Here is an 18,237-nt window from a genome sequence, read left to right on the forward strand (position 1 = left end):
CTTTAGTATAGGCTTCCTGTATTAATAACTGGTTGCGCACCTTTATCTGAAACGATGGCAACTAATAAGTTGTTCACCATATTTGCTTTACGCTCGTCATCTAATTCAAGTACGCCTTCCTCATCTAACATATGGATTGAATCTTTCGCCATCTTCACAGCACCTTCAACAATCTCTTTTCTAGCAGCTAATACTGCTTTTGCTTGTTGACGTTGTAGCATTGCATGGGCAATTTCTGTTGCGTAAGCTAAATGTGTTAAACGAGTTTCTAATACTTCTACGCCAGCGATTTGAAGGCGCGCTTCTAACTCACGTTTTAATTCTTCAGAGATTTCTTCAGTATTTCCGCGTAACGTGATGCAAGTTTCATCTTGGAAATTATCATAAGGATATTTTGTTGCGACGTGGCGGATTGCTGTTTCACTTTGAATTTCTACAAATCGATCGTAATGTTCAACACCGAACATTGCTTTTGCAGAATCAACTACTTTATATACGATAACGGCTGCAATTTCAATTGGATTTCCCTCAATATCGTTTACTTTTAACTTCTTACTATTAAAGTTTTCAACACGTAACGATACAGTTTGACGGAATGCGAATGGAATTGTTAAAAATAAACCGTTTTGACGAATTGTTCCTAAATAATTACCGAAAAACGTAATAACTTTTGCTTGGTTTGGTTGAACAATACCAATACCTGTAGCAAGAACGGCGGCTAAAATAATAGTTAATGCCGCTCCTATGAAAATTTCTTGTACAAGGAAAAATACACCAATAGCGGCTAAAATTAAAATCCCAATAACACCGAGAAAACCATTTACATAAAAAACTTGTTTTTCTTTCATATGATCGCCTCCTGATATAAAAATGATATCACTTTTATATCATTTTATGCAAGGGCTTTACACTTAATTTTCTGAAATTATTGATTAGGTATTTCTTATGTATATTTTGAGGTCTGAAACGAGAATGTACGTTCTGTTTTATGGTAAAATAAAGAAGACTTAACCGCCCACTGCAGCAGCTAAGTCCCTTTGAGAGCATCTTGCATCGTGACAAATGATTCAAAGCGGTTTTGCCAGGATTATATCTTCAATCGCTGACTCAATCTCTTTGTCAGAAGCGTCAAAACTTCCATTTGACTGTGGTTTGTCGTGATTGGAAGTTTGATTCACTTCTTCTTTAGCATGTCCCTTTTCGGTAAAATTCATGCTAGGCATTTTAAATGCCCCCATATTCATGTATTTTCCGAATTTCCACATTTCAACAACGGGGCAGAAACGAACAATTCCCTCTGCGATTTTCATTGCACCAATCCATAGCAAGACGTTAGACCAAGTGCACCACGGCTTGCGTACAAGTTTAGCACTACTACAGCCGAAGAGGATAAGTCCGAGTGTAATTCGAATTAGGGCATTTATTGTACCGATGTTTTGCTTCATTAGAAAAACACTCCTTTTTATGAAAGTTGAAATAGATAATACTATTTCTCTTATTAGTATCCCGTGTGATTTTGGGGATATGTAATCCAACATTTGACGTTGAAAAAGATGTTGGAATGTGCGTGTGTGTAAGTAGCTTTTTTTGTTATAATGAAAGAATGCACAAAAGGAAGTTCAAAGTTAAATCCTCTCGTTTGAAAAACTATGGAAGAGGGAATTCCAAACTTAATTCTCCGTTTTAAACAAATATTTAAGATGAAGTTAAAAAAATCCTGATGAAAATAAACTGTTATTTTGAACAGAAATATATATAACTAGAGAAAAGAAAGGGTGTTTTCATGTACGATATTTCCGGGTGGAAACATGTATTTAAGCTTGATCCAAATAAGGAGTTAAGTGACGAACATTTAGAAATGATTTGTGAGTCTGGAACAGATGCTGTTATTGTAGGCGGAAGTGATGGAGTTACAATTGATAATGTATTACACATGCTAGTTAGCATTCGTAGATATGCAGTTCCTTGTGTGTTAGAGGTTTCTGATGTGGAAGCAATTACACCAGGATTTGATTTTTATTATATCCCAAGCGTTTTAAATAGCCGAAAGGTAGAATGGGTAACAGGTGTTCATCACGAGGCTTTGAAAGAATTTGGGGATATTATGGACTGGGACGAAATTTTCATGGAAGGGTATTGTGTTTTAAATCCGGAAGCGAAAGTAGCTCAGCTTACAGATGCGAAATGTGATGTAACAGAAGATGATGTAATTGCATACGCGCGTTTAGCAGACAAGCTATTACGTTTACCGATATTTTATTTAGAATATAGCGGTACGTATGGAGACGTTGAACTTGTTAAAAATGTAAAAGCAGAATTAAAACAAGCGAAGTTATATTATGGCGGCGGTATTTCTAATGCTGAACAAGCGAAGGAAATGGCACAATACGCTGATACAGTAGTGGTTGGGAATATTATTTATGATGATATAAAATCCGCGCTAAAAACAGTTAAAGCAGTAAAAGGAGAGTAGGTGCAGGCGTATATGAGTAAGACAGATAAGTTATTAAATGGTTTAAATCCGCAGCAACAAAAAGCAGTACAAACAACGAACGGACCACTTCTATTAATGGCAGGTGCAGGTAGTGGTAAAACACGTGTGTTAACACATCGTATTGCGTATTTACTTGGTGAAAAAGGTGTAGCGCCATGGAATGTACTAGCTATTACCTTTACAAATAAAGCGGCGCGTGAAATGCGCGAGCGTATTGATACACTTGTCGGACCAGAAGCAGAAGATATTTGGATTTCTACGTTCCACTCTATGTGTGTACGTATTTTACGACGTGATATCGATCGTATTGGTATTAATCGTAACTTTACAATCTTAGATTCAGGCGATCAGTTAACTGTAGTCAAAAAAATTATGAAAGAGCGCAATATTGATCCGAAGAAATTTGAGCCGCGCTCTATTTTAGCTGGTATTAGTAATGCGAAAAATGAATTGTTATCTGCAGATAAATATGCGAAAAAAATTACAATCGCTGATCCATATGAAAAATTAACGAGCGATGTATATACAGAATATCAAAAACGTCTTCTGAAAAATAACTCATTAGACTTTGATGATTTAATTATGACAACGATTCAGCTATTTGAACGTGTTCCAGAAGTACTAGAGTTTTATCAGCGTAAGTTCCAATATATTCACGTGGATGAGTATCAAGATACGAACAAAGCGCAGTACCTTCTTGTAAAACATTTAGCAGCACGTTTTAAAAATTTATGTGTTGTAGGTGACTCAGATCAGTCTATTTACCGCTGGCGCGGGGCTGACATTTCTAACATTTTGTCATTCGAAAAAGACTATGAGAATGCGCAAGTTATTCTGTTAGAACAAAACTATCGTTCGTCACAAAATATTTTAAATGCAGCGAATGCTGTTATTGAAAAAAATTCAAACCGTAAACCGAAAAAATTATGGACAGACAATCAAGTTGGAAGCAAAATCTCATATTACCGTGCTGCGACGGAAAAAGACGAAGCATATTTTGTTGCGAAAAAAATTCGTGACGATATTCAAATGGGAAAACGAAAATATACGGACTTTGCAGTATTATATCGTACAAATGCCCAGTCTCGTATGGTCGAGGAGATTTTCCTGAAATCTAATATTCCTTACAAAATTGTCGGCGGTACGAAGTTCTACGATCGTAAAGAGATTAAAGATATTTTGGCGTATTTACGTTTAATTGGGAATCCAGATGATGAGATTAGTTTCGCACGTATTATTAACATGCCAAAGCGCGGAATTGGTGCGACTTCTATCGATAAAATTATTAATTACGGTGTACAAAATGGAATTTCATTAACTGCTGTATTCGATGAGATTGAGCATGTTGGTGTAAGTGCAAAAATAACAAAGGCAGTAAAAGAATTCGCAGGTCTATTACACAACTGGGTAAATATGCAAGAGTATTTATCTGTTACAGAATTGGTAGAAGAAGTTATTGAAAAAACAGGCTATCGCGATATGTTGAAAAACGAGCGTACTTTAGAAGCAGAAGGTCGTTTAGAGAACTTAGATGAGTTTTTATCTGTTACGCAAACATTTGAATCTCAAAGCGAAGATAAGAGCCTTGTTGCATTCTTAACAGACTTAGCGCTTGTTGCTGATATTGATCGTGTCGATGAAGATCCAACTGCGGGTGAGGAAGTTATTTTAATGACGATGCACTCAGCGAAAGGGTTAGAGTTCCCAGTTGTCTTTATTGTTGGGTTAGAGGAAGGAATATTCCCACATACTCGTTCTCTAATGGAAGAAGATGAAATGCAAGAAGAGCGTCGCCTTGCTTATGTAGGTATTACGCGTGCAGAAGAAGAGTTATATTTATCCAATGCACAAATGCGTACTTTATTTGGTAGAACAAGTATGAACGCTGCTTCTCGATTTATTACAGAAATCCCGGCAGAGCTAGTAGAATCGTTAAATGAAACAGCGCCAAAGCGTGAAACTTCGTTTGGTGCAAAAGGCAGAACGACAAGTACAAGTAGAATGACAACTACAACCACAACACGCTCTCGTTCAGCTTTCGCGCGTCCTGCAGCTAAGACGACAGGTGGCGAGCAAATTGGCTGGGCAGTAGGCGATAAAGCTTCCCACCAAAAATGGGGAGTCGGTACAGTTGTCAGTGTAAAAGGTGAAGGTGATGCAAAAGAATTAGATATTGCGTTCCCAAGCCCGATTGGTGTTAAACGTTTGTTAGCAAAATTTGCACCTGTGACGAAACAATAGGAAAGGAATGAGGATATGTCAAAAGAGATAGCAAAACAACGTATAGAAGAACTGCGTGATTTGTTAAATACATTTAACTATCAGTATCACGTATTAGACAATCCTTCTGTTTCTGATGCGGAGTATGACCGTAATATGCAGGAGCTTATAAAATTAGAAGCAGAGAATCCAGAGTTTATGAGTGAAGACTCCCCCTCCATTCGCGTTGGGGGAACGGTTCTTGATATATTTGAAAAAGTAACACATAAGTCACCGATGTTAAGTTTAGGAAATGCATTTAACGAAGGAGATTTACGTGATTTCGACCGACGAGTACGCCAAGGAATTGATGATGCGAATGTAAGATATATATGCGAATTAAAAATTGACGGACTTGCTGTTTCACTTCATTATGAAAAAGGACGCTTCATTCAAGGGGCAACGCGTGGTGATGGTGTAACAGGGGAAGATATTACCCAAAATTTAAAAACAATTAAAGCGATCCCGCTCCGTTTAAATGAAGAAGTAACGTTAGAAGCACGAGGCGAAGCTTATATGCCGAAGCGTTCATTCGTTAAGTTAAATGAAGAAAAAGAGCAAAATGGTGAAGATGTATTTGCGAATCCGCGTAATGCGGCAGCAGGTTCAATACGCCAACTTGATCCAAAAATTGCAGCGAAGCGTAACTTATCTATGTTTGTGTACGGTCTTGCGAATGTAGAAGAAAAAACAATTCCATCACATAGTGAATCGCTTGATTTCTTAGGTGAACTTGGATTCAAAACAAATCCAAATCGGCGTACATGTGAGACAATTGAAGAAGTTATAGCTTATGTAGAAGAATGGCAAGAAAAACGTCCGCATCTTGATTATGAGATTGATGGAATCGTTATAAAAGTAGATGATGTTGCTCTTCAAGAAAGTTTAGGAACTACAGCAAAGAGTCCAAGATGGGCGATTGCTTATAAATTCCCGGCTGAAGAAGTTGTAACAAGATTAACAGGCATTGAATTAAGTGTTGGTCGCACAGGGGTTGTAACACCGACAGCAGAGCTAGAGCCAGTGCGAGTGGCTGGTACTATCGTTCGTCGTGCTTCTTTACATAACGAAGATTTAATTCGTGAAAAGGACATTCGAATTGGTGACTATGTTGTAGTGAAGAAGGCTGGAGATATTATTCCTGAAGTTGTGAACGTTATTTTCGATAAGCGTACTGGTGAGGAAGAAGAATATCATATGCCAACGCATTGCCCAGCATGTGAGAGTGAACTAGTTCGTTTAGAAGAAGAAGTAGCACTTCGTTGTATAAATCCAACTTGTCCAGCTCAAATTCGAGAAGGATTAATTCATTTCGTTTCAAGAAATGCAATGAATATTGATGGACTTGGAGAACGTGTCATTACACAACTCTTTGATGCGGATTATATTCGTACATTTGCTGATTTATATTCGTTGACGAAAGAGCAATTATTACAGCTAGAACGATTCGGTGAAAAATCAGCAACGAATTTAGTACAAGCAATTGAGAATTCTAAAGAAAACTCATTAGAACGATTATTATTTGGTCTTGGTATTCGCCATGTTGGAGCGAAAGCAGCCCGTACATTTGCCGAGCATTTCGAAACGATGGATGCGCTTGTGAAAGCAACGGAAGAAGAACTAAAAGCAATTAATGAAATTGGTGAAAAAATGGCTCAATCCGTCGTGACGTATTTTGATAATGAAGACGTATTAGAGCTATTACAACAATTTAAAGAGTATGGCGTGAATATGGCATACAAAGGCATAAAAATTGCTGATTTACAAAATGTTGAGTCGTACTTCGCAGGAAAAACTGTCGTTTTAACAGGGAAATTAGAAGTTATGGGACGTAGTGAAGCGAAGAAAAAGATTGAGGCATTAGGTGGAAAAGTAACAGGAAGTGTTAGTAAAAGTACGGATTTAGTTGTTGCAGGTGAAGCAGCAGGTTCGAAATTAGCACAAGCAGAGAAGCATAATGTTGAGGTTTGGAATGAAGAGAGGTTCTTACAAGAGCTAAATAAGTAAGAGGTGCAAACTTACCATGAAAAAAATAGCATTAGCGGTATTAAGCCTTGGCCTACTCGTAAGTGGGTGTAGTGCAGGTGCCGATAAAGATGAAAAAGTGGTTGAGAAATCGGGGAAAGCAAAAGAGCAAGCAATCGTTCCGAAGTACGCTATTTCGGATGAATACTATAAGGCGACTATTCCATTTCAAGCAGGAGCTGCACGTGGTTTAGTTGTACAAGGAGTAAGTAATCGTCTTGATATAGATGAATTTGAAACAGGATTAATGCGTATTGCAAAAGAATCCTTTAGTACGAAAGATCATTTCTTTAAAGGTGGAGATGTTCTAGATACTCAAAATGTGCAGATGCTTGTTAAAAGAAAGCGTACAGATGCTGAACAAAAGGAACTAGAGGACAAATTAAAAAAAGATGCAGTTAAATTTCCAAACATTGGGTTAAACCCAGCGTTAGGTGGAGGATCTGAATCATTAGAGGCAAAAAATAAAAAAAATCCAATATATATTTCAAATATTTTAGAGCATGATTATTATGTGAAAAAAGGCGAAACAGATGAGCGCAAAGGCATAGTAGTTGGTTTAGCGATGAACTCGGTTCATTATTACGAGGAAGAGCATGGTTATCCGCGTGAGGCTAAAATTGAGCAAGAAAAAATGGTAGCTGAAGGGAAAAAAATGGCGCAAGAAGTCTTGAAATTTATGCATCAAAAACAGCCTGAAACAAAAAACCTTCCGATAACATTTGCAATTTATCGTCAGGCTCCAAAGGCTTCACTCGTGCCAGGTAACTTTGTTTCTTATGCGAATGTTGAAAAAGGCAGTGAAACGGTTGAGGATTGGAAACAAATTAATGAGAAATATTATTTGTTCCCATCTGAACAAGCGAAAACAGATAATAAACGTGAAGATCTGGCGAGAGTATCGAACTTTAAATCAAAACTAAGCGATTATTTCCAAGGCGACTACACAGCTGTTATCGGTACTGGTATGTATAGAGATGATGAATTAAGAGAAATAAAGCTTGATATTCCTGTCCAGTTTAATGGGAAAGCAGAAATAATTGGTTTTACACAATATGTAGCTGGGCTTGTTATGGAATACTTCCCGAATTATATGAAAGTACAAGTAACGATTAAATCTGTAGAACGTCCAGAAGCGATTATTATACGTGAAGCGAAGCAAGATGAACCATTTGTGAAAATTTTAGATTAAATAGGAGGGCTGTTCCTTTATGGAACGGCTTTTTTTCTTGAGGAATTTTGTTATAATTTAAAATGTTATAAATAATGGGGGGTAAGGGGTAAAGCACATGGACGAATTAAGTTTTCAAGTCATTATTTTATTAATTGCATTCGGCTTTTTAGCAGCTTTTATTGATTCAGTTGTTGGCGGTGGAGGATTAATTTCGCTTCCAGCACTTATGTTTGTTGGTTTACCACCAGCTTCGGCAATTGCAACGAATAAATTAGCTGCAACGATGGGGACGTTTACGAGTGCAGTTTATTTTATTCGATCAGGAAAGGTCGATTTTAAAATTGTAGGAAAGTTAATCCCGTTAACTGTTATAGGAGCGGTCGCAGGCGCTTTAGTAGTAAAGTTTATTCCGCCGGATATTTTACGTCCGTTAGTGCTTGTGATGTTGGTGTTTATTGCCATTTATATTATTGCAAAAAAGGATTGGGGAAGTGTATCTACCTATAAGAAGATGACGAAAAGAAAAACATTAATATTTTTCTTTGTTATTTTAATGATAGGGTTTTACGATGGATTTTTTGGACCAGGGACAGGATCCTTTTTAATTTTTGCATTTTTATTAGTTGGTTTGGATTTTATTCAAGCGGCAGCATCTGGAAAACTTTTGAACTTTGTTAGTAATATCGTATCTTTAATTACTTTTTTATTTTTAGACGTAATTCATTTTGAATACGGTATTATTATGGGATTGTCGATGATTTTTGGCGCTTATTTTGGATCGAAGTTTGCAGTTCAAAAAGGTGTTGGATATGTAAGAACTTTATTTTTGTTAGTAACTATTTTATTGATTGGAAAAAACATTTTGGAATATACTCATATTTTGTAGAGTTATACGTATGTATAACTCTATTTTTTTATTATATTTTAAAAATTAATTAATTTTTAAAATATAAGTCTAGGAATATTTGAATAAATCTAAATTATCGTGTAGAATAATGTTGTAAAATGTAAACGTTTTTCTAAGGGGAGGCTAAAAAGAATGGTAGTAGCATACAAACATGAGCCATTTACAGATTTTTCAGTGGAGGCTAACAAATTAGCGTTTGAAGAAGGTTTAAAGAAAGTAGAATCTTATCTTGGACAAGACTATCCATTAATTATTGGGGGAGAAAAAATCACTACAGAAGACAAAATTGTTTCTGTAAACCCTGCAAATAAAGAGGAACTTGTTGGTCGCGTTTCAAAAGCAAGCCGTGAGTTAGCTGAAAAAGCAATGCAAGTAGCGGATGAAACATTCCAAACTTGGAGAAAATCAAAGCCAGAAATGCGTGCAGACATTTTATTCCGTGCTGCAGCAATCGTTCGTCGCAGAAAGCATGAATTCTCTGCTATTCTTGTAAAAGAAGCAGGTAAACCGTGGAATGAGGCAGATGCTGATACAGCAGAAGCAATCGACTTTATGGAATATTATGGTCGTCAAATGTTAAAATTAAAAGACGGAATTCCAGTAGAAAGCCGTCCAATTGAATATAATCGTTTCTCTTACATTCCATTAGGAGTAGGTGTTATCATTTCTCCTTGGAACTTCCCATTCGCAATTATGGCAGGTATGACAACAGCTGCTTTAGTTTCTGGTAACACAGTATTACTAAAACCAGCTAGTACAACTCCTGTAGTAGCAGCGAAATTCATGGAAGTATTAGAAGAAGCTGGCTTACCAGCTGGCGTAGTAAACTTCGTTCCAGGTAATGGTTCTGAAGTTGGTGACTACTTAGTAGATCACCCTCGTACACGTTTCGTGAGCTTCACTGGATCTCGTGATGTAGGTATCCGTATTTATGAGCGTGCAGCGAAAGTAAACCCAGGCCAAATTTGGTTAAAACGCGTTATCGCTGAAATGGGTGGTAAAGATACAATCGTTGTTGATAAAGAAGCAGATCTTGAATTAGCAGCTAAATCTATCGTAGCATCAGCATTCGGATTCTCAGGACAAAAATGTTCTGCATGTTCTCGTGCAGTAATCCATGAAGATGTATACGATTACGTATTAAATCGTGCTGTTGAATTAACGAAAGAATTAACAGTTGCTAATCCAGCTGTTTTAGGTACAAACATGGGTCCTGTTAATGACCAAGCTGCATTTGATAAAGTGATGAGCTATGTTGCAATTGGTAAAGAAGAAGGTAGAATCTTAACAGGTGGCGAAGGAGACGATTCTAAAGGCTGGTTCATCCAACCAACAATCGTTGCTGACGTTGCAGAAGATGCTCGCTTAATGAAAGAAGAAATCTTCGGACCAGTAGTAGCATTCTGTAAAGCAAAAGACTTTGATCATGCACTTGCAATTGCAAACAATACAGAATACGGTTTAACAGGTGCTGTTGTTACTAATAACCGTGACCATATTGAAAAAGCACGTGAAGAATTCCATGTGGGTAACTTATACTTCAACCGTGGATGTACTGGTGCAATCGTAGGTTACCAACCATTCGGTGGCTTTAACATGTCTGGTACAGACTCTAAAGCTGGTGGCCCTGACTACTTAGCACTTCACATGCAAGCAAAAACTACTTCTGAAACTTTATAAGAAATAGTAGAAGAGATCTTCGCAGTCTGTGAAGATCTCTTTTTTTTTTTTTTTTTTGAAAAAATTTCTATATGTGGATTAAGATAGATATAAGTAGAAAAACTAATAAAGTAATAAGGTTTACTTCAGTAAATAAGGTATATTATATTTGTTGAATAGATTCTCTTTAAAGACAAGAAAAGTAGGTGAACAAAGTGGGGAAATATCAATTGGATTACAAAAGTCAGGTATCTGTGGCAAAGTTTCATGAAAAACAGACGCCTGCCAAATTTGATAAAAAGCAGCAAATTGAAAAATTGCGTGCGGAGTATTTGAAAAAGAAGCAAAAACAAACAGATAAATAATATGTTACGTTTTTGAGAGGAGAAACTAGTTTCAATTACCGTATATTACCATTAGGTAATTAGAACTAGCTAAATCCTATTAATATCGGGATAAACATGTAAATAGAAACAAAACAACGAGAAAAGTTGACTTATTAGTCATATTTTTTAGTATTCATTTTAAGGATTTCCTGTATAATACAATTTGAAAGAAAATCTATGGTTTGACAAGAAACACTCTTTTCGGTTTTGCTCACTGAAGGGAGTGTTTTTTTGTAGCCACAAACTCCTCTGTACTCATTACAGTTGCATATACTCCATTTAAACTAGCCAAAATTGTGTTATGAATATAAACGGCTGGTATAGTAGCATTCTTAAAAGAAAGATCTTTTGTAGCACAAGCATCATGTATAACGGTACATGGAAAGCCGAAATCAAAAGCAGCCCTTACGGTAGCATCAATACACATATGAGTCATCATCCCGCATATGACGACGTGCTCAATGTCTAAACGTTGTAATTGTTCTAGAAGATCAGTTTCGCGAAAACTATTTGGATAATGTTTGAGTATAACGGTTTCTTCTCTAAGTGGACGTACGCTTTCATGAATATGTACACCCTCTGTATTGGGCAGGAAAAAAGTAGCGTCATCTTTTATTGCTACATGTTGGATATGAAAAATAGGTTCGTTTTTCGTTCTAAAGAGTTGTAGCAGCTGACGAGCATATTTGCTTGCTTCTATTGGATTACGCAATTCCATCTTTCCGTGTTGAAAATAATCATTTTGAATATCAACGAGTAAAAGAGCTGTTTTCATATATTTATCTTCCTCCGGTTTCATATTCAAATAATGGTATTCAATTTATAGAGGTGATTCTCCTTTTAAAAAAATATGAAGGAGAAGAATTTTACATAACTTTAAAAAGCAATATTATATTGTGATTTTTTATTTGAAAATTTTAATAGATAAATAATTAATATTTTTCTAAAAAATGTATTGACTCTTATTATTCTGAGTTCTATAATGAGAATTAATTAAACGACAATTAAATCGATACATTCTTATCCAGAGAGGTGGAGGGACTGGCCCTACGATACCTCAGCAACGGGTTTTTTAATACCGTGCTAACTCCAGCAAGCCTTATAAAAGGCTTGGAAGATGAGAAGATGTGACCGAGTACATATAAGTGCTCTCCTTCTTATCTTTATGGTTGATAAGAAGGAGAGCACTTTTTATTTTACCTCGAAAGCTCTACTTCAAGTTTTTACAGCATATAGGAGGGGAAAAAATGATTTCTTTTAACAACGTAAGTAAAGTATATGAATCAGGTGGGCAATCTGTTCATGCGGTGGAGGATGTAACATTATCAGTTGAGAAGGGCGAAATTTTTGGCATTATCGGTTTTAGTGGCGCTGGAAAGAGTACGTTATTACGCCTAGTAAATATGTTAGAGAGACCAACGGCGGGAACGATTTCAATAGATGATAAAGATATTACATCACTATCGACGAAAGAATTACGGAAGCTAAGACAAAGAATCGGGATGATTTTTCAAAGTTTTAATTTATTTAATTCAAGAACAGTGTTTGGGAATATTGCTTATCCATTAAGGTTAGCGAAAGTACCAAAAAATGAGATAAAAGAAAGAGTAAATGAACTGCTAAAGTTTGTAGGATTAGAAGATAAAGCAAACTATTATCCAGAGCAACTATCAGGCGGACAAAAGCAGCGTGTTGGCATTGCAAGAGCACTTGCAACATCGCCAGACATTCTTATATGTGATGAGGCAACATCAGCTTTAGATCCAGAAACAACGACAGAAATTTTGAACTTATTAAAGAAAGTAAATCGAGAATACAATGTAACAATTCTTCTTATTACACATGAAATGCATGTTGTGAAAGAAATTTGTCACCGTGTAGCTGTAATGGAGAAGGGAAAGGTTATTGAAGAAGGAAAACTGTTTGATGTTTTCACACAACCAAAAACAAAGACAACTCAAAACTTTGTACGCTCCATTATTAATGATCATTTACCGGAAAGTGTTCTAGGGAAAATTCAAAATGGTGGACAGATTTATCGCTTAACATTTACTGGGGAAGAGACAGGGCAGCCGGTACTATCATATATCGCGAAAAATTATAACGTCGATGTAAACGTACTGTACGGAAATATTATTGAACTTCAAAATGTGCTATTTGGAAATCTTCTTGTAGAATTGCAAGGTGAACAGAAGGAAATTCAAAAAGCATTACAACATCTAAGACTGCAAGTGCAGCTGAAGGAGGTAGAAGCTCATGCGAGTTGATTGGAGTATATTTTGGCCTCGCATAGTAGATGCGACGGGGGATACCCTCTTAATGGTAATCGTAACCCTTATATTTGCTACAATTCTTGGTATACCCCTAGGTTTACTGTTGTATGTAACGAGGAAAGGAAACTTTTTAGAAAATAAATGGGTCTTTTCTATTCTTAATATCATTATTAATACAATTCGTCCGGTTCCATTCATCATCTTCTTAGTAGCTTTAAGCCCACTAACAAGAAGTGTTATCGGAACGACGATTGGAACAGCAGCAGCAATCTTTCCAATGACGTTAGTTGCGTCAATTGGTATTGCTAGAATGGTTGAAACAAATCTTGTTTCAGTTCCAAAGGGAGTCATTGAAGCAGCTCAAGCGATGGGTGCTTCACCATTTAGAATTGTTTTTGAAATTCTTGTACCAGAAGCGTTAGCGCCATTGATTTTAGGTGTTACGTTTATGACAGTTGGTTTAATTGAATTTTCTGCAGTTGCTGGGCTTGTCGGTGGTGGCGGTCTTGGTGACTTAGCGATGACATATGGTTATCAACGTTTTGATACATCAGTTATGTTCGTAACGGTCGTTTTACTTATTATTCTCGTACAGATAGCTCAAAATTTAGGAAACTACTTTGCGAAAGTCTTTTTACGTAGATCATAAAAAGGAAGAGGGGAAAAGAAAATGAAGAAAATTTTAGCATTTGCATTATCAGCGATTGTAGGAATTTCAGCGTTAAGCGGCTGCTCAAGTGGAGACACGGGGGCAGGAGCAAAAGAGAAAGTAGTTCGCGTTGGCGTAACCGGAACAGATGGAGACGCTTGGGAAATTTTAAAGAAAAAAGCTGAAAAAGAGGGAATTAAAATTAAACTGGTTGAGTTCTCTGATTACACAACGCCAAATAAAGCGTTAGCTGATGGAGATATTGAACTAAACTCATTCCAGCACGTTGCTTTCTTAGAGCAATTTAAAAAAGAGCATAAGTTAGATATTACAGCTGTCGGTACAACGCAAATTGCACCAATGGGCTTATACTCTGAAAAATATAAGAAGGCAAATGAAATTCCAGATGGTTCAGAAATTGCGATTCCAAATGATCCAACGAACCAAGCTCGTGCATTAAAACTTCTTGATGCAGCTGGATTATTAAAGCTTAAGAAAGACTTTGGCTTATTCGGAGATCCAAGTGGCATTGCTGAAAATCCGAAGAAGTTAAAAATTACACCGGTTATCGCACAGCAAACACCTCGTGTATTAAAAGATGTTGCAGCTTCAGTTATTAATAACGGTGTTGCTGGTCAAGCTGGATTAGATCCAGCGAAGGATCCAATTTTCTTAGAAGATCCAAAGAATGAAAATGCGAAGCCATATATTAATATTTTCGCAGCTCGTACAAAAGATAAAGATGATTCAACACTGAAAAAAGTAATTGAACTATATCATTCAAAAGAAGTAACAGATGCAATTAAGAAAGAAACAAATGATGGTTCCATTTCAGTAGATCTTTCACTTGAGGAGCTTGAAAAAATCGTAAAATAATTATCGGGTTTAACGATTAACAGTAGGAACCCCTCCGCTGTTAGCTCGTTCAACATATAATCTACTTAACAAACAAAACCCTAATTCTGTACCTTCCAATTCTGTATAACGTAGAATCCAATGTTTGTTAAGTAGAGTGATGGACCAGGAGTTTTCCTGGTCTTTTTTTATGAATGAAAGTAGCTAGCGAATAGTAAGGTAATCCAAATTATAAAAGGGTAAGCAAATAAGCTAAAAATGAGTGTAATTACGAATTGTTTTTTATGAATGAGGTGTTTTTCGAATGAAAAAAAGAAAATAGAAAAAATCATAATGAAAACGGCTGATATTACGCCAGGATTATATGAACGATAAATGAAAAACAAAATAATATGTTGAACAGAGTTGAAGAATATCGCCCCCTGTATAAAAATAATCCAGTATATAGAAGACAAGAAGTTTAGTTGATATAGAAAGACGATAAGTAAGACAAAGATTGTTAATACGAAAATCGCAATGAAAAATTGTCGGCTTGTTATAAAATAAATTGAAAATTGATTAGCAAGATATTGTGGCATTTGAAAAGATTCTTCAAGGTTATGAACGAAAAATAATAAAGGAATGATCCAGGGTATAATAGTTGAATGTTTTTTCATCAACTGACATCACTCCAATAAAATATAGAAAGCCTAAAAAAGGCCCTCTATACAGGGATAGTTATTCAATTATGATACTTTTTAAATTATCCTCATGATGCTCTTGTTTTTTCGGATAAGTAGCTAGTTCCTCTTGCAAAATGTTTAGTGCTTGCTTAGCTGATTGCTGGATTGGGGCAGGTAACTCTTCTAATATATTCATACCGACTTTTATTTTTGTACGAATTACCTTCCTTAGTAGTTCCTCACGCATGCACTACACCTCCAAATCGAATGTTTAGTACATCATCTTCGAATTTTGCTCCTTGAATAGAAAGGTGTGTTAACGTTTTTGGTAATGTGATGTTCCGTTTCACAGAACCTGAACGAATGATAAGTTCATCACCTTTTTGATTTAATGAAAGTTCACTTTTGTTTGAGAAGGGAATGGAGAGAACGAAAATATACTCATCGCCATCTTTTTTTACATATTGAGTGCGACCGTTAAATTTCACTTCCGTAGGAGAAGAATCTGATTTAAATAAAGCATCTCCTACACGCTCTAACATAGACAAACCGACAACCTCTTGTTCAAACATAGGAGCTTCGTAAATAGGAAGCGGCTGAAAACTATCTTGAATCAATGTTTTATATTTCTTTTGAGTATCTTTCCATGCTTGAAAATAAGGATCGGTGACAGTGTTAGGGATGACGCGATTAATCATAATGGCATCCACGTTATAATCGTATAAGTTTAAATACGTAAAGCTGCGCTGAGCTTCTTTAATGACCATCTTTTCAGGATTTACAACGATGCGGATACTTGTTATGTCTCGGTTTGATAAAATATCTCTCATTTCTCCAAGTTGTTCAAGTGTATTCGTTAATTCGTCCATAATATCATCGGTTGGAAGGGGGACACCAAGAAGTGGTTGAGCTACAGGACGAACAACTTTTAAAACTTTTCTTTTAATAGGAAAGAGTTTTTCCATCCACCAGCCGAGCATATCTGGAAAGCTGAGCATTGCTAATGTTTCTCCTGTTGGAGCGCAATCAATGATGATAACATCATATGTGTTTTGTTTATAATAATCGAGTACGCGAAGTAAGCTAATTAAATCTTCCATACCAGGAAACATTGTTAATTCTTCTGTTGTAATATCATCAGCTGCTTTGGAAGTGAAGAGTAGTGTAATATATTTCTGTAATTTCCCCCAGCCTTTTTCCATCTCATAAATCGTATTAATTTCTTGTGCCCACAAATTTTCACGAATTGCTAATGGCTCAGAAGATAGCTTTATACCAAATGAATCTCCTAAACTATGAGCAGGATCTGTACTCATTACTAATGTTTTTAATCCTTGTTTTGCGCTTTGAAGTGCTGTTGCTGCTGAAATGCTAGTTTTTCCTACGCCGCCTTTACCTGTATACAAAATAATTCTCATTATTCTATCCCCTTTGTTTCGAGTATCGAATATTACGAGTACCGAAATAAAATGTTGAATAAAAACCCAACTAGGGTTTTATTCAATCGGAATGTTTTTCATTTTAGGTGTAGAAACCTTTTCTTCTGTTTTTTGCTGTGACGTAGCAATGTGATTCATGATCTTTTGGAAGATTTGTAGTAAGAATGCTTTTTCTGCTTCTGATAATGCTTCTGTCACTAGGCTAAAGTAATGGGCTGCATTTTGTTTTACTTCTTGAACGAGCATTACGCCGTTTTCTGTTAAACGAATTAATACAATGCGTCGGTCGTTTTCATCACGGTACCTTTCAACATATCCCTTTTTTACGAGGCGATTTACAACACCTGTCGTTGTACTCATCGGTATATCAAGAAGGTCAGCGATTTTTGTCATTGTAATATCTGTATTTCGCTCCATCCAAAGTAAACAAAATACTTCTGTTTTAGAAAGTGTTAAATCTAGGCTTACCCATTCTTCAGGATAAAAAAGTTTCTTGGCGTTATCTAGCAGTAAGTCTAAAAAATGTTCGTATTGCAACAATTATTTCCACTCCCGTATATTTCGAGGTTCGTAATATTTGTTTTTATTTTATGCAGAATTGAAATAAATGTCAATATTTTTAACTGTTTTTTCAGATTAGACAGAAAACTAACTTTAAAATAGTATTCTTTTATGATAGATTTATAAATATAAAACTAGAATTTACATAAAAATCCATCATAGTAAATATACTTATCTATAATGGATGTACAGCTAACGAGGGGGAGAACAATGAGAAGACGTAATACGCAAGCGTTCACGTTTTTAGCATGGACTTCATTTGTTTGTGCACTTTCAGGTATGCTAATTGGAATTTATACGTTAGATGAAACGCTTAGTGTAAAAGGATATTATTTAATTGGAACATTATTTTTAACGATGTCTTGTTTTGTATTACAAAAAACAATTCGTGATAATGAAGAAGATAACGAGAGATTTCCGAAAAATAAACCGTTAGATAAAGAGTAAATCGTAAAGAAAGGCATTTGCCTTTCTTTTTTTATGTAAAAATGCAGTAAGTGCCGTGTGTTGACTTGCTTGAAGTACTGAAAATTTGGTATCATCAATAGTATTGTAGATTGAACGATATATTATGGAGGTGGCCTAGCCGTGTCAAGAATTTCCGTTGAGAATGTAAAGCACGTAGCACATTTAGCACGTCTTGCAATTACTGATCAAGAAGCTGAAAAATTTCAAAAACAACTAGATGCAATTGTTACATTTGCAGAACAGTTAAATGAATTAGATACAACTGATGTAAAACCAACAACTCATGTATTAACTATGAAAAATGTTATGCGTGAAGATGTACCAGAAAAAGGTTTACCAGTCGAAGAAGTATTAAAAAATGCACCGGATCACAAAGATAATCAAATCCGTGTTCCAGCAGTATTAGAATAGAGGAGGGGAATTTCG

The 18,237-nt window shown here is 36.0% G+C and carries 19 protein-coding genes and 1 riboswitch; of the genes, 12 read left to right on the forward strand and 7 right to left on the reverse strand.

Going from position 1 to position 18,237, the window contains the following annotated elements; genetic code table 11:
• Positions 1-2 precede the first annotated feature (2 nt).
• Positions 3-848: an SPFH domain-containing protein gene (locus ACU8YW_RS01775; RefSeq protein WP_097889264.1), complete on the reverse strand. Its 846-nt coding sequence runs from the start codon at positions 846-848 to the stop codon at positions 3-5.
• Between the two features lie 219 nt (positions 849-1,067).
• Positions 1,068-1,445 (reverse strand): YgaP family membrane protein, encoded by a 378-nt coding sequence (locus ACU8YW_RS01780; protein WP_000812332.1) that lies wholly within the window; start codon positions 1,443-1,445, stop codon positions 1,068-1,070.
• A 338-nt stretch (positions 1,446-1,783) separates the two neighbouring features.
• On the opposite strand from ACU8YW_RS01780, the gene pcrB reads away from it, so the two are divergent.
• The 7 genes from pcrB (at position 1,784) to ACU8YW_RS01815 (ending at position 10,883) form a co-directional block, all read left to right on the forward strand.
• Positions 1,784-2,473, forward strand: coding sequence for a heptaprenylglyceryl phosphate synthase (pcrB, locus tag ACU8YW_RS01785; RefSeq protein WP_000272092.1), 690 nt, complete (start codon positions 1,784-1,786; stop codon positions 2,471-2,473).
• A gap of 12 nt (positions 2,474-2,485) precedes the next feature.
• Positions 2,486-4,735: a DNA helicase PcrA gene (gene pcrA / locus ACU8YW_RS01790; RefSeq protein ID WP_002108861.1), complete on the forward strand. Its 2,250-nt coding sequence runs from the start codon at positions 2,486-2,488 to the stop codon at positions 4,733-4,735.
• Between the two features lie 15 nt (positions 4,736-4,750).
• Positions 4,751-6,760 carry an NAD-dependent DNA ligase LigA gene (ligA, locus tag ACU8YW_RS01795; RefSeq protein WP_000031462.1) on the forward strand — a complete coding sequence of 670 codons (2,010 nt, stop codon included), beginning with the start codon at positions 4,751-4,753 and terminating at the stop codon, positions 6,758-6,760.
• A 16-nt stretch (positions 6,761-6,776) separates the two neighbouring features.
• Positions 6,777-7,970 (forward strand): CamS family sex pheromone protein, encoded by a 1,194-nt coding sequence (locus tag ACU8YW_RS01800; protein WP_098133542.1) that lies wholly within the window; start codon positions 6,777-6,779, stop codon positions 7,968-7,970.
• A 97-nt stretch (positions 7,971-8,067) separates the two neighbouring features.
• Positions 8,068-8,838, forward strand: a complete 771-nt coding sequence (locus ACU8YW_RS01805; RefSeq protein ID WP_048567196.1) for a TSUP family transporter — start codon at positions 8,068-8,070, stop codon at positions 8,836-8,838.
• A gap of 153 nt (positions 8,839-8,991) precedes the next feature.
• The gene (pruA, locus tag ACU8YW_RS01810) at positions 8,992-10,539 is read left to right on the forward strand and encodes an L-glutamate gamma-semialdehyde dehydrogenase (RefSeq protein WP_087982225.1); all 1,548 of its coding nucleotides are present in this window, start codon (positions 8,992-8,994) and stop codon (positions 10,537-10,539) included.
• Positions 10,540-10,733: 194 nt separating this feature from the next.
• Complete coding sequence (locus ACU8YW_RS01815) at positions 10,734-10,883, forward strand: hypothetical protein (protein WP_000521654.1); 150 nt, start codon at positions 10,734-10,736, stop codon at positions 10,881-10,883.
• A gap of 232 nt (positions 10,884-11,115) precedes the next feature.
• Here ACU8YW_RS01815 and ACU8YW_RS01820 read toward each other — a convergent pair whose 3' ends face one another.
• Positions 11,116-11,679 carry a cysteine hydrolase family protein gene (locus ACU8YW_RS01820; protein WP_088061531.1) on the reverse strand — a complete coding sequence of 188 codons (564 nt, stop codon included), beginning with the start codon at positions 11,677-11,679 and terminating at the stop codon, positions 11,116-11,118.
• Positions 11,680-11,921: 242 nt separating this feature from the next.
• A riboswitch (SAM riboswitch) is annotated at positions 11,922-12,028 on the forward strand.
• A 123-nt stretch (positions 12,029-12,151) separates the two neighbouring features.
• On the opposite strand from ACU8YW_RS01820, the gene ACU8YW_RS01825 reads away from it, so the two are divergent.
• Genes ACU8YW_RS01825 through ACU8YW_RS01835 form a run of 3 tightly spaced genes read left to right on the forward strand, consistent with a single transcriptional unit; the run spans position 12,152 to position 14,702 of the window.
• Positions 12,152-13,171, forward strand: coding sequence for a methionine ABC transporter ATP-binding protein (locus ACU8YW_RS01825; RefSeq protein WP_046953719.1), 1,020 nt, complete (start codon positions 12,152-12,154; stop codon positions 13,169-13,171).
• Complete coding sequence (locus ACU8YW_RS01830) at positions 13,161-13,826, forward strand: methionine ABC transporter permease (protein ID WP_071757779.1); 666 nt, start codon at positions 13,161-13,163, stop codon at positions 13,824-13,826. The genes ACU8YW_RS01825 and ACU8YW_RS01830 overlap by 11 nt, the downstream gene beginning before the upstream one ends.
• 21 nt (positions 13,827-13,847) lie before the next feature.
• Positions 13,848-14,702 carry a MetQ/NlpA family ABC transporter substrate-binding protein gene (locus ACU8YW_RS01835; RefSeq protein WP_097889269.1) on the forward strand — a complete coding sequence of 285 codons (855 nt, stop codon included), beginning with the start codon at positions 13,848-13,850 and terminating at the stop codon, positions 14,700-14,702.
• 167 nt (positions 14,703-14,869) lie between these two features.
• On the opposite strand, the gene ACU8YW_RS01840 is transcribed toward ACU8YW_RS01835, so the two are convergent.
• The 4 genes from ACU8YW_RS01840 to ACU8YW_RS01855 form a co-directional block, all read right to left on the reverse strand.
• Complete coding sequence (locus ACU8YW_RS01840; protein WP_141542816.1) at positions 14,870-15,337, reverse strand: HXXEE domain-containing protein; 468 nt, start codon at positions 15,335-15,337, stop codon at positions 14,870-14,872.
• Positions 15,338-15,398: 61 nt separating this feature from the next.
• Positions 15,399-15,590, reverse strand: coding sequence for a DUF3926 domain-containing protein (locus ACU8YW_RS01845; RefSeq protein WP_087982231.1), 192 nt, complete (start codon positions 15,588-15,590; stop codon positions 15,399-15,401).
• Complete coding sequence (locus ACU8YW_RS01850; protein ID WP_088061535.1) at positions 15,583-16,764, reverse strand: ArsA family ATPase; 1,182 nt, start codon at positions 16,762-16,764, stop codon at positions 15,583-15,585. Before ACU8YW_RS01850 ends, ACU8YW_RS01845 begins: the two co-directional genes overlap by 8 nt.
• 75 nt (positions 16,765-16,839) lie before the next feature.
• Positions 16,840-17,322, reverse strand: coding sequence for a MarR family winged helix-turn-helix transcriptional regulator (locus ACU8YW_RS01855; protein ID WP_098133545.1), 483 nt, complete (start codon positions 17,320-17,322; stop codon positions 16,840-16,842).
• A 231-nt stretch (positions 17,323-17,553) separates the two neighbouring features.
• Here ACU8YW_RS01855 and ACU8YW_RS01860 point away from each other — a divergent pair, with 231 nt between their 5' ends.
• Together ACU8YW_RS01860 and gatC are read left to right on the forward strand one after the other, a co-directional pair.
• The gene (locus tag ACU8YW_RS01860; protein ID WP_001254393.1) at positions 17,554-17,790 is read left to right on the forward strand and encodes a YiaA/YiaB family inner membrane protein; all 237 of its coding nucleotides are present in this window, start codon (positions 17,554-17,556) and stop codon (positions 17,788-17,790) included.
• A 141-nt stretch (positions 17,791-17,931) separates the two neighbouring features.
• Entirely contained in the window at positions 17,932-18,222 is a 291-nt protein-coding gene (gatC, locus tag ACU8YW_RS01865; protein ID WP_000086999.1) for an Asp-tRNA(Asn)/Glu-tRNA(Gln) amidotransferase subunit GatC, read from the forward strand.
• Positions 18,223-18,237: the final 15 nt, after the last annotated feature.

This window comes from Bacillus pretiosus, from assembly GCF_052947655.1.

Bases quoted from the DNA above. Each gene is read 5' to 3' on its own strand.
- ACU8YW_RS01775 (WP_097889264.1), bottom strand. From the start codon at position 848: ATGAAAGAAAAACAAGTTTTTTATGTAAATGGTTTTCTCGGTGTTATT.
- ACU8YW_RS01780 (WP_000812332.1), bottom strand. From the start codon at position 1,445: ATGAAGCAAAACATCGGTACAATAAATGCCCTAATTCGAATTACACTC.
- pcrB (WP_000272092.1), top strand. From the start codon at position 1,784: ATGTACGATATTTCCGGGTGGAAACATGTATTTAAGCTTGATCCAAAT.
- pcrA (WP_002108861.1), top strand. From the start codon at position 2,486: ATGAGTAAGACAGATAAGTTATTAAATGGTTTAAATCCGCAGCAACAA.
- ligA (WP_000031462.1), top strand. From the start codon at position 4,751: ATGTCAAAAGAGATAGCAAAACAACGTATAGAAGAACTGCGTGATTTG.
- ACU8YW_RS01800 (WP_098133542.1), top strand. From the start codon at position 6,777: ATGAAAAAAATAGCATTAGCGGTATTAAGCCTTGGCCTACTCGTAAGT.
- ACU8YW_RS01805 (WP_048567196.1), top strand. From the start codon at position 8,068: ATGGACGAATTAAGTTTTCAAGTCATTATTTTATTAATTGCATTCGGC.
- pruA (WP_087982225.1), top strand. From the start codon at position 8,992: ATGGTAGTAGCATACAAACATGAGCCATTTACAGATTTTTCAGTGGAG.
- ACU8YW_RS01820 (WP_088061531.1), bottom strand. From the start codon at position 11,679: ATGAAAACAGCTCTTTTACTCGTTGATATTCAAAATGATTATTTTCAA.
- ACU8YW_RS01825 (WP_046953719.1), top strand. From the start codon at position 12,152: ATGATTTCTTTTAACAACGTAAGTAAAGTATATGAATCAGGTGGGCAA.
- ACU8YW_RS01830 (WP_071757779.1), top strand. From the start codon at position 13,161: ATGCGAGTTGATTGGAGTATATTTTGGCCTCGCATAGTAGATGCGACG.
- ACU8YW_RS01835 (WP_097889269.1), top strand. From the start codon at position 13,848: ATGAAGAAAATTTTAGCATTTGCATTATCAGCGATTGTAGGAATTTCA.
- ACU8YW_RS01840 (WP_141542816.1), bottom strand. From the start codon at position 15,337: ATGAAAAAACATTCAACTATTATACCCTGGATCATTCCTTTATTATTT.
- ACU8YW_RS01845 (WP_087982231.1), bottom strand. From the start codon at position 15,590: ATGCGTGAGGAACTACTAAGGAAGGTAATTCGTACAAAAATAAAAGTC.
- ACU8YW_RS01860 (WP_001254393.1), top strand. From the start codon at position 17,554: ATGAGAAGACGTAATACGCAAGCGTTCACGTTTTTAGCATGGACTTCA.